Raw genomic sequence first — 13,973 nt, 5'->3', positions numbered from 1 at the left:
TTCGTCGCATTCACCACCAAAAGTTCCTCTTCCCCATGAGGTTTTTGATCACCCCCGCATCTTGCTTGAATGAAGGGGCGCAAATTCGTTTGCATGATTGAGAACAATTCAGGGGTAATTTTATGATCCGTATCAAGCTCGCAATGGCTTCACTGGTTGCAGGTTGCAGTCTGGGCGCGATGACAAGTGCGGCATCGGCGCAGGAAGCACAGGCAACGGCGCAATCCACTCAAGAGCGCAATTACCAGATTCCAGCGCAGCCTTTGCAAGAGGCGCTTACCGCCTTCGCCGAGGCGTCGGGATCGGATCTGCTTTACCCATCGGAGATTGTTGAGAACAAACGCTCAAGCGCTGTGAACGGCACTTTTACAGCACAACAAGCCCTCACCCGGTTGCTGGCTGGTACTGATATCAATGCAAATCAGGTCTCCGAAAATGTGTTCTCGCTGCAAGGGCGCTATACAATGCGCTTTGATGGGGCTGCCACATCCACAGTGAGCGGGATTGTTCGCAGCACTGCAACAGGCACGCCGCTGCCCGGTGCCGATGTGCGGATCACCGGCACAAGCCAAAGTGCGACGACGGATGATCGTGGCTTTTTCAGCATTCCGGATGTTCCAGCGACTGCACCGCAGTTGGAGGTTGTCTATCTAGGCCAACCCTCGGCCAGTTTCCCGATCCCTCGCGGCGCTGTTGAACGGCGTCAGATGCAGATCATGTTTGGCGAGGCTGTGGGGAATAATATCCTCGTGCTTGGATACCAATCCAGCCTGCAACGATCGCTCAATCAGCAATTGCGCGCGCCCAACAATTCGACGGTCGTGTCAGCCGATTTGTTGGGGAGCTTCCCCGCCGAAAACGTCCCCGAAGCCTTGCGCCGTGTTTCCGGTGTCGCCTTTGGCCGTGACAACGCAACCGGCGAGGGAAATCGCATTACAGTGCGCGGTTTCTCTTCCGAAGCGATCAACATCCAGCTTAACGGGCTGGAGTTACAGGGCACTGGATTTGAACGGACAATCGATCTGTCCGGCTTCCTCGCTGACAACATTTCTGAGATCACGATCCAAAAGTCGCTCCTGCCCAGCATGGTCTCGACCGGTTCGGGTGGTCTGGTTCAGATCGAGACCAAGTCAGGTCTCGATTATGACGGGTTTACCGCCCAGTTCGGTGCCGAAGGCGAAACCAGTCTTTCAAGCGGCTTTGGTGACGAATATCAGCTCAATGGCCTCGTCTCCGCACGCATCGCTGACAACTTTGGTTTCGTCGCCAATGTGCAATATCGCAAGACCGATCGGCGGAATCTGGACGCCGATATTGCAGGGTCTATCCCGCCTGTCCTGCCCTCTGGCTTTACCAGTTCCTTCCGGATTCCATTCTCGCAGCAATTCCCCTTCGATCCAGCTTTCAACAGCCGGATTGAAACCGGCGTCAGCTATCTGCGGCGTGACCGTGAAGAGGAGAACCTGACCGCCTCGCTTAACTTTGAATGGGATGTCAGCGACACGACCAATCTCAGGCTCGACCTGCAGCGCATTCAGCGTGATTTTCTGGGAGAGACGGCTCGGACAACGGCCAGCTTCCTGACGTCGAACCTCGACATGCCCGTTCCTGAACTGGGCGGAGAAGTGCGACGCCGCACGACCCTGCGCGCTTTTAGGCCGAATTTGGCGTTCAACGTGACCGATCTGGAAAGCCGTCAAGATACAGTGAGTTTGCGCGGCACGACGACCCTCAACCGGTGGGTCTTCCGATATAAAGCGGGCTACCAATTTGCCTTGTCACAATCCAACAATGCCAACCTTAGTGCACTGGGCAATCAGGCGACGAACCTGACCGACTTGATTGATCCATCGACGATCATTCTGAACCCGGACGACGATGCAGCGCAGACACAGCGGGTCGTTGGCGGGGCAGTTGTGTTTGAACCAAACGGCCTGCCCGTCCTTGCGCTTACGCCTGCGGGTCTGGAGTTCCTGAACGATCCGGGCACGTACAACCTCACCACCGCAAGCCGTACGCTCACCGACAGTCCAACCAATGCCTACACGCTTGAAGGCAGCGCACGATATCAGCCTGCACCAGAGTGGTTCGAGTATATCGAAGCCGGCGCGCGCTGGGACCGGTCTGAGCGGGAGGCCAATGACGATGTCTTCGCGACCACATCTACCGGTGCGTTGCTGTCGGTTGAAAGCTTCATCCGCATCTTCGGTCGTGACACGCCGCTTGATGCCTTTGGCGACGGCTTAGTCGACAATCAGGGCCTCAATCAGATTGGCGCGGAAACCTTCGGCGCTCCTTTCATTGTCGGAGATGCCGTGGACGCGATCTTTGATGGACTGCCCAACTTCCTGGCAGACGATCCGAACACGCCGGAGAATGAGGAGCGCTTCAAACTCACTGATCGACGCAATCTGGACCCGATCCTGGATTCAGGCGGCCTTGTGCCAGCAAAGACAATCGAAGACAGGTCTGCTGCTTATCTGGAGATGCTGTTCAATGTCGGCGCGTTCGAGATTGTCGGTGGTGCGCGCTATGAACGTGTCTTCCGTTCCGGTCAGACGATCAACGCTCCCTCAGTCAGGCCAGCAACCGGACCATCCGAACCGCGCGAGACGTTCGTTGATGCAGGATTGGTCAACTTCGCCAATTTGTCGGGCACTGATGACTTTCTCAATCCAAGCCTCACCGTCAATTATCGGCCGCAAGACAATATGGTCGCGCGGTTCTCCTATTTCCGTTCAACCGTGAATCCAAACCTGCAATTGATCAGGCGCCCACGCCAGATTTCAATTGACCTCAGGCCGACCGTCAACCGCGCGATCATTCGCGAGTCCAACCCTGATCTGCGCCCAACCATTACAGACAATTTTGACGTTGATTTGTCGTACTATTTCACAGATTCACCGGGCCTGGTGCGAGTTGGATTCTTCTACAAGAACGTGAAAAACAACTTCACCAACATCTTCTTCAACGATGGCCCCGACAGCGCAGTTCGGGACGACATCCTTGCCGAATTCGGCGATCTCGCGACAGCTCGACCCGACCTCGTCGCGTTTGACGCCGACACTGAGTTCCTCCGCAACCGACCCGAAAATGGCGAAGGCGGTGAAATCTATGGCATTGAGCTTGAGGCTATCCGACAGCTGACGTTCTTGCCCGGGCGTCTTTCGAATTTCACCGTCCTCGGAAACCTGACCTGGACGCAAGGCGACTTTCCAACCCTGGTCTCTGGGCGCAACGATGCCGGTGACCTCGATGTTTTTGAGCTGAACCGTTTCCTCGAAGATCAGCCGGAATGGATTTACAATGCCTCCTTGAGCTACGCCGAAGGCGGGTTCGAGGGCCGCGTCATCTACACATACCAATCAGCGACGGCATCGAACTTTCAGGTCAATGGTATCGACACGGTTCTGCCGGAGTTCGACACGCTCGACATGCGGCTGTCCTACACGTTCGATCTTGGGGGAACCAATGTCTCAATCTACCTTCAAGGTGATGACCTGTTGAACGGTGGAAAAGACATTGACCTGCGCAGAGCCTTCTCTTCCGAGTTCGGCGGCGGCAGCGCGGACTTCTTCTTCCCTGACGGCTACCAGTTCAACGGAGGACGCACGTTAACCGGAGGGTTCAGAGCGCGCTTCTAACGACTATGATCGCCACCCCCTAATAGCGCCGCATCCCCAAGTTGGGATGCGGCGCTTTTTTCTCGCCCAAAATATCGCTTACCATGTGGGAAATCGGATCAGGCACATCTTGCTTTACAGACACACAGGTGAGGGACTTGGCCGCGCGCCGTCGCCTCGCAACCAGGAGTTTCCGATGACAAAATCGCGTGTTCAGTGGGGCCTCGCCCTTGCTTTGCTTGCCAGTTGCGCTGCCCTTCCGATCAGCACGACTTTGGCACAGAATGCTCAGGAGACGAGCTTCGTCCATGAGACAAGCGACCTCGAACCTGATGCGAGGGTTATCTACGGAACGCTCGAGAATGGGCTGCGCTACGCCGTTCTCAGAAACGAAACGCCCAGCGGAGTGGCAGCCATACGCATGCGGATCGCGACCGGTTCTTTGAACGAGACCGAAGAACAGCTGGGCCTTGCGCATTTCCTCGAACACATGGCGTTCAATGGGTCAGTCAACGTGCCCGAGGGCGAGATGGTCAAGCGGCTTGAACGGTTCGGCCTTGCCTTTGGCGCTGACACGAATGCAAGCACTGGATTTGAGCAGACCACCTACAAGCTGAACCTGCCATCGGTTGAAGAAGAAGTGCTCGACGAAGCCTTCTTCATCATGCGTGAAACGGCTGAAAACTTGCTGCTGGAAAGCGACGCGATTGAAAGGGAGCGCGGCGTCATCGCATCAGAGAAAGCCGCGCGAGACTCGCTTAGCTTCAGGTCGACCGTGGACCGGCTCGCCTTTTTCACTCAAGGCAGCGGGCTCGTCGAACGGCTGCCGATCGGCACCGATGAAGCGATCGCGACCATGCAGCGTGATACTTTCGTAAGCTTCTATCGCGGGTTCTATCGGCCTGAGAACACGTTCATTGTGTTCGCAGGTGACCTCGACACTGACGAAGCGATTGCGCGGATCGAACGCTACTTCGGCGATTGGGAGCCGCAGGGCGCAGCTCTGCCACAAAGGGAGCCGATGCCCGCCAGCGTCCCTCCGGGCTCTTTCAAGGCGTATTACGACGAAGGCCAGCTGACTACTGTCACGCTGGCTGCTTTGCGTCCCTACGAGGAACGCGAAGACAGCGTCGCGACACGGCGTGATGGGCTGGTCAAGTCGCTCGGTAACATGATCTTGAACGACCGGCTGAGCCGCAAGGTGAATTCAGGCCAGTCCGCTTTTCTCAGTGCGCAAGCAGGCCGCTATCGCCCCTATGACGTCATCGATGGCAACGTTCTTTCCGTGCGCATCGGGGGCGAAGACTTGCCAAGTGCACTTTCCGATGCGGAGCAGGAACTGCGCCGAGCGATTCAGTTTGGTTTTTCTCAGCAAGAGCTTGACGAACAGATCGCTGAGCGCCGCCGGGCACTGGAAGTAGCGGTTGAGCGCGCAAGCACTCGCAAGACATATGCGGGCGGTTTTGAATTCAGCTTTGTCGATGCGTTGGTCTCGTCTTTTGCAAGTGAGCGTGTCTTCACCTCTCCGCAATCGGGGCTTGATCGTTTCAATGCAATTGCCGCGGAGCTCACGCTTGAAGAGGTCAACGCGGCGTTCCGCGAGGGCTGGCAGGGTCATGAGGATCCGGCAATCTATTTCAGTTCGAGTGCTCCGCTCAGTGACGCTGAGAGTGTGGTGAAATCGGCGCTGGAGCAATCGCGGCAAGTGGCGGTCGCCCCTCCACCAGAGCGCGTTGTGCCCAAATTCGCTTACACAGACTTTGGAGCGCCGGGAGAAGTTGTCTCCGACACATATGTCGAAGACGCCGATGCCCATTTGATCCGTTTCGCGAACAATGTCCGGCTGAACTTCAAACGCACCGACTACGAAGCGGGCTCTATCAACATCACCGTCCGCGCTGGCGATGGCTTCATGGCGATGCCGCGCGACAGCGAAGGCTTGCGCCGCCTTGGCCTCAACCTGCTCAATCAAAGTGGCGTTGCAGAACACACGGCAGAGGAGCTGGATGCCATCTTTGCCGGGCGAAGGGTGGGAGCACTCGTGCGCACCCTGCTGAGTGATGATGCGTTTCAGATACTCGGCTCAACCGGAGTGGAAGACCTGCCGGCTCAGATGAATCTTATGGCAGCGCGCGTATCCGCTCCGGCATTCAGGGAAGAAATCGCTGATCTTCACTTCCGCAAGATGCGCACATGGTATCCGACCCATGACGCATCACCGGGCAGTGTTGCGGACAAGTTCCTTCCTCGTTTGATCAGGTCCGGCGACCAGCGGTTCGGCTATGACGATCTGGCAGACTTCACATCCCCAACGATTGAAGAAGCACGCGCATGGATCGAACCGCAATTGCAAAACGGATCGATCGAAATCACCGTGGTTGGCGATGTCGACAAGGATACAATTGTACGCGAAGTGGCACGTACCTTCGGCGCTCTACCCACCCGCGCAGAGCCGAGCAAAAGCTTTGGTGAGAAGGCGGAGCTAAACTTCCCGAAAGGCGAGGACACACCCAAGACCTATTACCATCGCGGGTCAGAAGAACAGGCGATTGTCTATGTCTACTGGCCTGCCCTTGATGCAAGCGATCCGCAAAACACATTCCATATGCGCGTGTTGCGCAGTCTGTTCCGAAACCGCATGACCGAGCTGCTGCGTGAAGAAATGGGATCAACCTATTCACCCGGCGCCGGTGCCTATTCCAGCAGCTTGTTTGACGGATATGGCTATCTTGTCGCCAGAGTGACAGCCACGCCCGAAGATGTCGACAAGGTGCGCGCAGGGGTAATGCAGGTCGCAAACGAACTCGCGCAAGAAGGCGTCGAAGCCGACGAGTTCAACCGTGCTGTCACGCCTTTGATTGAGGACTTGGACAGCACGCTGGAGAACAATGGTTTCTGGATGGGCGTATTGAGTGATGCACAAAGCGACGCCGATGGGCTCGCACGGTTGCGGGCGCAAAAGACCGTGTATCAAGAGCTGACAGTCGATCAAATTGATGCGTTAGCACGCGATGTCTTCGCGCAGGATCAGAGTGTTAGTGCCTACATAATGCCCGAGATTTGAAGAGATTTTGCTGCCATTTTCACGAGAGTTAAGCCGCGTTGGGCAGAGTGCGCCTTATCCACGCAGCCCATCAGAATTCGAGCCTAGAGCCGTCAGGCATTGCGGCAGAGCGGTTGGTCTTGCAGGTTTGGGTCTTCCCAAGGGTCGCATATGGGGGTGAAGGCAGACTTTCCGATCGCTCTTCCATGAGCCGCACCATGGAGCTAACTTCGGCCAGTGGCGAAGTCTTCTTCCATCTATTCGCGCAAGGCGATTGAACACGCTCCAGAGCATTTGGATCGAGCCGAGTTGTTCGCAATTTGCAAGCTCGATATGGACGCAGCTCCGGACCTTGCGACAATGGTCTCTGAAGAAGATTATGTGAGGCTTCTCGAGACGATAGCTCAAGCCGAAGACGGGCTTCCAAGGGCGCACATTCGACTTGGTATGTCGATGCGCTGTGAAGAACTTGGAGCGGTTGGCCTAGCATGGAAAAGCTCTCCTACATTGATGGACGGTTGGGGCCGAGCACAGCGCTATGTTCGTGTTGTTGCCGGTGTAAGGGCGCTTGAGATGGTCCAAAGCGAGGAGACGACAGAAATACGTTTCCTACGCCTGACCGACGAGGCTCCAGTGGGCGCAAGGTTGTCGAACGAAGCGACCTTCGCATCCTTCACCGCCATTTGCCGTGAAGCTTCGGGCCGTCGGTTCAAGCCCGTCGAGGCATATTGCGGGCATGAGTTTATCGGCGACAAGGCATTTCTCGAAGATTATCTTGGATGCCCAATCGTTGATCGCGCTGGCGGCAATGCTGTGGTCATTTCCAATGATGAGCTGGTCCAACCCAATGCGGTAGGCGACGATGCGATATCTCGCTTTTTTGACGAGCGGGTCGAGGAGATGCTGGCTGAGACCAAAGCGGGCGTTCCTGTAGCGTTGCAAGTCAAATCTGAAATCGGAAAGAATTTGAGCAGCGGCATTCCAAAGTTGTCTGACGTAGCCAAAGCTCTTGGCATGAGTGCCCGCACACTTCAGCGCAAATTGAGCGAGGAGGGAGCGGTGTTTCAGAACCTAGTTGACCAGGCTAGGCGTGAACTGTCCGAACGCGTGCTGCGCACGACGCAGTATCCTCTCGTAGAGATTGCCTTCCTAACTGGCTTTGCTGAGCAAAGCGGTTTTACCCGGGCGTTCAAACGCTGGGCGGGCGAGACACCTCGGTCTTATCGGTTGAGTTCGACATCGGGTCGGTGACGCGATCTGCACAAAGCTTGGCATGCTAGGGCAAGAGAACCTGTAGCGCCGGATCTATCCCATGCTTGTCTCCAACAAACGGGAACAAGCAAATGACCTACAAGACTGATGAGAAGAAGATCACCTTGGTGATCGGTGGAACCGGCAAAACCGGCAAGAGAGTTGCCGATCGGCTGATCCAGAAGGGACTTGAAGTCCGTATCGGATCGCGATCATCCATCCCCGCATTCGACTGGGACAAGGAAACGGGCTGGGATGACGCTCTCGAAGGTGTCTCGAGCATCTACATCACTTACTCACCCGATCTTGCGATGCCCGGCGCGACCGACGCCATTAGTGCACTCGTCTGGCGTGCCAAGCTTCAGGGTGTTGAACGCTTGGTCCTTTTGTCAGGCCGCGGAGAGAAGGAAGCTCAGACTTGCGAGCAGATTGTTAAAGATAGCGGCCTCGAATGGACGATAGTGCGCGCTAGCTGGTTCAATCAGAATTTCTCTGAAGGCGCCTTTATCGACATGGTGCTGAGCGGAGCGCTTACTCTACCGGCGGGCGACACTCCTGAACCCTTCGTTGATGTCGACGACATTGCCGATGTCGCTGTCGCTGCGCTTAGCGAAGACGGGCACAACGGTGAGGTCTACGAAGTTACCGGCCCACGGCTGATGACTATGGCCGACATTGCCTCGGACCTTTCCGCTGCGACAGGCCGAGAGATCGCCTTCATTGATGTTCCACATGACTCTTTCATCGAAGGGCTGGCCCAATCTGGTGCGCCCAAAGATGTGGTTTGGATGCTCGATTATCTGTTCTCGACGGTACTCGATGGCCGCAATGCCCAACTTAACGATGGTGTCGAGCGTGCGCTTGGTCGTCCTGCGAAGGACTTTGCCGACTATGCCCGCGATGTCGCCGCGACCGGTGCGTGGAGGGTGGCGGCATGACCTACGATTGGCCCCTCTACTTCTGCCTTTTCCTTGCGCTCTGGAGCGCCATCGTCGGAGGCGTATTCTCGGCATTCTCGGAGTTTGTGATGTCAGCTCTGGGCAAAGCCGAACCAGCGAGCGGCATTGAGGTGATGCAGCATATCAATCGCGATGTGATCAAGACCCAATTCGTGGCAGGTATCCTGTCCATTGCGATCTTCTCGGTGCTTTTCACGCTTTACAGTGTCACCGTCTTTGAAGGTGCTGCGTTAGTCACTCTGATCCTTGCTGCCTTGGTTTACCTTCCGAGTGTCTTCTTGATGACGATGTTCGGCAACGTCCCGATGAACAACAAGCTGGACAGCCTCGATCACTCCAGCGCTGAGGCGAAGGCCTATTGGCTGGAATATGTCGAGAAGTGGAGCCGTCTCAATCACTTCCGTTCAATCGGAAGCGTTGCGACAGCCGGGCTTTACCTTGTCGCCGCAATCACACTCATCACAAGCGGGCAGGTGCAATCATGAAATATGCAAAGATCGGCTTGGCAATGGTTGTGGCAGTTGTGGTTTGGGGTGGTCTGGTTATTGCCGCCCTGGATCAAGGGTGGGGGCATCGCTCCATTGCTACGACTGGAGACGCCACGGCGTTTGAAGTGGCCGCAAGCGACATCGGCAAAGAACGCAACAAGGGCAATGTCAGCTTCGTTTTGATCGATGGCGGAGCGCCAGCAGCTGACTTCCATCTTTCAAAAGGCGAACCCGTTGACGGTCAGAGCGTTTTTCAGGTTGCATCACTTGGCAAATGGCTGACCGCTTGGGGCGTGATGACTCTCGTTGAAGACGGAAGAATTGATCTCGATGCGCCGGTTTCAAACTATCTTACGCGCTGGCAACTCCCGGCCTCCGAATTTGACACATCGGGCGTCACAGTCCGGCGCTTACTTAGTCACACCGCCGGTTTAGCTGACGGCCTTGGCTATAACGGGTTTGACACTCCTCAGAATCGTCAATCGCTGGAAGCGTCTTTGACCAAGGCAGCGGACGCATCGCCCGGCAAAGATGGACAGACAGTTCTGGGCAGCGAGCCGGGTTTACGCTTTGCCTATTCAGGAGGAGGCTACACTTTACTCCAACTGCTGATTGAGGAAGTCTCCGGCAAGTCGTTCCCAGACTACATGGATGAAGAGGTCTTCGCGCCATTGGGTATGGAGCGCACCACGTTTGACCATGCCGAGGCGACCGAGCTTGGCTTGGTTGAGAATTTCGCTTCCGATGGCGGTACCGAGCCCTTTCGCTGGTACACAGCTCTTGCCGCGACATCCTTGTTCACCACTACAGAAGACCTAAGCAAGTTCGTAGTAGCGCAGGCACCAAGCGCATCCAATCCGGCCCTCTTGTCGTCGACTATGGATCTCCTGCGCCAGCCTCATGCCTCGGAAATGGGAGCCGACATCTGGGGGCTTGGCCCAATGATTTACGCTTCCAATAATGCCGGCGGACATATCATTGGCCATGATGGCAGCAATGAACCTGCCATCAACACCGCCGCAAGGCTGGATCCGGCTACAGGCGATGGAATTGTCATCCTAACGACCGGCAATCCGATGCTAGCAACTGAGCTGGCTGGCGAATGGGTCTTCTGGAAAACCGGCAATGTCGACAGTCTGACCTTTGCGTCACGACTGCCCACAGCCCTTGCGATCTTCGTCGGTGGGATCCTAATCGTGGGGATGGGCGCGACCTTGATCCTGTGGGTTCGCACACGCCGCGCCTCACGGCACCAAGCGGAGGTGTAAGCCCGATGTCGCAGGTTCAAGTATGCGCCCACGACCAAGTGGATCGACCGCGATCCAAGGAGCGATCCAACGCCTTTCGCGACCTGTCTTTGGTTGTGGCGATCTTGGCTCTCGCTGGCCTGAAAGTTGGATCAAGACGCTTGGCCTAGCTGTATTGACCATGGCCTTTTTCTTGGTCTGCACACAGCTTATGGTTCTGTTGGCTGACCAGTTCTTTGAAGATATCGGGACTAGCGACCGCTTTTCTCATATCGAGGGCAATTTGGTCGCCTATGCTCTGATCATGCTTCTGGTTTGGACGCACGGCTCGTTCTTTGAGGAGCTTCTGTTTCGGGCCTTCATTATTAGCAATGTGAGTGAAGCCATAGGTGGTGGCCTGCGCGGTGATATCGTGGCATTGCTGATTTCGTCAGTATTTTTCGGCTATCGTCACGCCTACTACCAAGGATGGCACGGCGCGCTCGTCACGGGCGCAGGCGGATTTGCCTTCGGTGTCTTCTACCTGTGGTTTGGTAGGCGCAATATCATGCCGCTGATCTTAGCGCATGGCGCGTTCAATACGCTGGGCCAAACGTTCCGGTATCTCGGCATAGAAGACTGAGCGCGCTGGTCGACCCAAGGGTCGCAAGGGTTCCGCTGCATTCTTCAAACGCTCAATTGGCGCAAGATGCCAAAACTCTGGCGGAGGCTGGCAAGAGCTCCGCCCTCGATGAGCCTATTCGTTAGGCATCAAGTCGAATGGAGAACTGAAAATGCAGCGCGAAGCATCAACCTCTACTAAGCCAAGTGTCGATCATGCTCAGCACGTGCCGAATTGCACTTCCCTTCCAGTTGCGGGCAAGCCCATCTCAATTCGGTCCGGTTTTGACGCGCTTAGCTTCAGGCACCCCATGTTTGGAGGCCTTATGGATCCACTGGTGATGGTCGATCATTATACTATGACCGAGCCGACATTCGGTGCGCATCCTCATGCCGGAATGTCGGCCGTAACTGTCTTGCTCGAAGACAGCGAAGGGGCCTTCAATAACCGGGATTCTCTTGGCAATGATATCGATCTGATGCCCGGCAACCTCTACTGGCTTAAGGCTGGCCGCGGAGCGGTACACGACGAAAAGCCGGTTTCTGGTGCTACCGCTCACGGCCTACAAATGTTTGTGAACTTGCCCGCTCGTATGAAACACGAGGCGCCGCAGGCACTACACATTAAAGCTGGTGCTATGCCACTGATCGAGAGCAATGGAGCAAAGGTTCGTATTGTGTTGGGCCAAAGCAATGGAATTCGCGGTGCCAGCTCCCCAGCATTGCCGATGACGATCCTCGATGCGAAGATCAAAGAGAGCAGCAACTTCAAACACGATGTTGTGCCCGGCCATTCGCAGTGGATTTACGCAGTCCATGGATGCATCGACGTCGCTATTGGAAATATGCGTGTCACGATAACCGAGGGCGAAGCTTTAGCGATCAAGGCGTCGCGAAAGGGACAGAGGCTGGTTGTTCAGGCCCCAGTCGATAGTCATGCAGTCATAGTGACTGGTGAACCAATCGCTGAGACCTTCGTCCAGCGCGGCCCCTTCGTAATGAATACCCAAGCTGAAGTTGCAGAAGCCCAAGCGGCCTATCGTTCTGGGCGCTTGGGCACGCTTAGTGACTAGCTAAATGACACTCATAGACGAGCGTGTTGCGCGAGGCATCGCCTTTGTGTGGGAGACTAGGTCGCAAGCGGAATGTCGGCCTTCCTTGTTCCGTTTGCCTAAATCAGGCGGTCCGGTTCGAAGTCGTCTCCGCTTGGGGAAGTCTGGCCTCGTCCCGGAACGAGGACCACCACCGATCCCTTCGACTAGTCAAATTGAAGCCCCAAAGCATATCCGCCCAGAAGATAAACAAAGGCTGTGATCAGCGCGATTCCGATCATGTTTAGTACAAAGCCACCTCTCGCCATTTGAGCGATGGTGACCGCCCCTGTGCTAAAGGCAATCGCATTGGGCGGTGTGCCAACGGGCAGCATGAAGGCGCAGGTTGCTGCAAAGGCAGCTGGGATCAGCAAGCTCATCGGATCGGCTCCGATACCGATTGCCACTCCGCCCAGAACGGGGATGAAAGTGGCGGCGGTCGCCGTGTTGCTTGTTACTTCGGTCAGGAAAAGGACTATCGCAACAATTGCCGCGATCAGCAGTATGGAAGGCAAGACTGCGAGGCCTGAAACCTGCTCTCCCATCCAATTGTCGAGGCCGGTTCCAGCCACTGCTCCGGCAAGGCTGAGTCCTCCGCCAAACAGCAGGAGCACACCCCAGGGGAGCCCTTTTTCCGCGTCGCTCCAATTGAGCGCCATCTCGCTTTTACCGCGACCTGGCAAGATGAACAGAGCAAGTCCCGCCGCAATCGCGATGCTGGTGTCGTTAAGACTATCAATCCAAGGTGCAGCCGCGCCAATTGCGGGCACCTCAACCAACAGACCCGGCACGATCCAGAGGAAGGCAGCGCTGCCAAAGACGAGTGCCACAACACGCTCGCCCTGGCTCATTTTGCCAAGCCCGGCGATCTCTCCCTCGATCAACTGCTGGCCACCCGGGATCTCTGCAAGATCAAAGCGATAAAGAACGCGGGTCAGAACCAACCAACCGATTGCGATGAAGGTCAAGGCAAGCGGCACGCCCAGCATCATCCAGTCAACAAAACCAATCGAGATCCCCAGCTCACTTTCGGCATAGCCCGCTATGATTGCATTGGGCGGGCTGCCAAGCAGAGTGCCTAGCCCACCCATGCTGGCCGACCAGGCAATGGCCAGAACGAGGCAAATGCCAAACGCTGCGATCTGCGGGTCTGTCTCGCCGGTATGAGCGCTTGCGCCTGCGCCGCTCGACATGCCTGCGCCAGACACCAGCCCCAGCACGGAGAACCCAATCGGTAGCATCATTAAGGTGGTCGCGGTGTTGGACACCCACATTGAGAGAAAGCCAGTGGCGAGCATCATGCCAAGGACGATCCGGTAAGGCGACACTCCAACCAGCGCTAAGGTGTGAAGCGCAATCCGCCGGTGGAGATTCCATTTCTCCATCGCAATGGCGAGCAGAAATCCTCCAAGAAACAAGAACACAATGGGGTTGGCATAGGCCGTGGTCGTCTCTGCGATGAATCGCTCGGTCAGCAGCGGGAACAAGACTATCGGCAGCAGCGAAGTCGCGGCCAGTGGCACCGCTTCGCTAATCCACCAGAACGCCATCAAAGTCGCGATAGCGGCCACCACTCGCGCATCGGGGGCAAGGTCCGCTCCACCAAGCAGGGCATAGACCAGCACAGCCAGCACGATCCCGGCCACGCGCACTGTCCAGATGACGCTGGCG

Annotated in this window: 9 protein-coding genes; 8 read left to right on the top strand and 1 reads right to left on the bottom strand. The window is 56.3% G+C overall.

Going from position 1 to position 13,973, the window contains the following annotated elements:
- The first annotated feature begins 122 nt into the window (after positions 1 to 122).
- The 8 genes from AC0V6X_RS10635 (at position 123) to AC0V6X_RS10600 (ending at position 12,284) form a co-directional block, all read left to right on the top strand.
- Entirely contained in the window at positions 123 to 3,644 is a 3,522-nt protein-coding gene (locus AC0V6X_RS10635) for a TonB-dependent receptor (RefSeq protein WP_486184517.1), read from the top strand.
- A gap of 175 nt (positions 3,645 to 3,819) precedes the next feature.
- Entirely contained in the window at positions 3,820 to 6,687 is a 2,868-nt protein-coding gene (locus AC0V6X_RS10630) for a M16 family metallopeptidase (RefSeq protein ID WP_486184516.1), read from the top strand.
- A gap of 216 nt (positions 6,688 to 6,903) precedes the next feature.
- The gene (locus AC0V6X_RS10625; RefSeq protein ID WP_486184515.1) at positions 6,904 to 7,917 is read left to right on the top strand and encodes an AraC family transcriptional regulator; all 1,014 of its coding nucleotides are present in this window, start codon (positions 6,904 to 6,906) and stop codon (positions 7,915 to 7,917) included.
- Positions 7,918 to 8,009: 92 nt separating this feature from the next.
- On the top strand, positions 8,010 to 8,855 hold the full coding sequence (locus tag AC0V6X_RS10620) for an NmrA family NAD(P)-binding protein (protein WP_486184514.1): 846 nt from the start codon (positions 8,010 to 8,012) through the stop codon (positions 8,853 to 8,855).
- On the top strand, positions 8,852 to 9,361 hold the full coding sequence (locus tag AC0V6X_RS10615; protein ID WP_486184513.1) for an anthrone oxygenase family protein: 510 nt from the start codon (positions 8,852 to 8,854) through the stop codon (positions 9,359 to 9,361). The genes AC0V6X_RS10620 and AC0V6X_RS10615 overlap by 4 nt, the downstream gene beginning before the upstream one ends.
- Positions 9,358 to 10,632, top strand: a complete 1,275-nt coding sequence (locus tag AC0V6X_RS10610) for a serine hydrolase domain-containing protein (protein ID WP_486184512.1) — start codon at positions 9,358 to 9,360, stop codon at positions 10,630 to 10,632. The genes AC0V6X_RS10615 and AC0V6X_RS10610 overlap by 4 nt, the downstream gene beginning before the upstream one ends.
- A gap of 199 nt (positions 10,633 to 10,831) precedes the next feature.
- Positions 10,832 to 11,233 (top strand): CPBP family intramembrane glutamic endopeptidase, encoded by a 402-nt coding sequence (locus AC0V6X_RS10605; RefSeq protein WP_486184511.1) that lies wholly within the window; start codon positions 10,832 to 10,834, stop codon positions 11,231 to 11,233.
- A gap of 151 nt (positions 11,234 to 11,384) precedes the next feature.
- Complete coding sequence (locus tag AC0V6X_RS10600; RefSeq protein WP_486184510.1) at positions 11,385 to 12,284, top strand: pirin family protein; 900 nt, start codon at positions 11,385 to 11,387, stop codon at positions 12,282 to 12,284.
- 185 nt (positions 12,285 to 12,469) lie between these two features.
- Here the strand turns inward: AC0V6X_RS10600 and AC0V6X_RS10595 are convergent, their stop codons facing one another.
- A complete protein-coding gene (locus tag AC0V6X_RS10595; RefSeq protein ID WP_486184509.1) occupies positions 12,470 to 13,948 on the bottom strand; it encodes an SLC13 family permease in 1,479 nt (492 codons plus the stop codon).
- Positions 13,949 to 13,973: the final 25 nt, after the last annotated feature.

It is taken from the genome of Erythrobacter sp. S267 (genome assembly GCF_057365045.1).
This window is presented reverse-complemented; position numbering and strand designations above follow the sequence as displayed.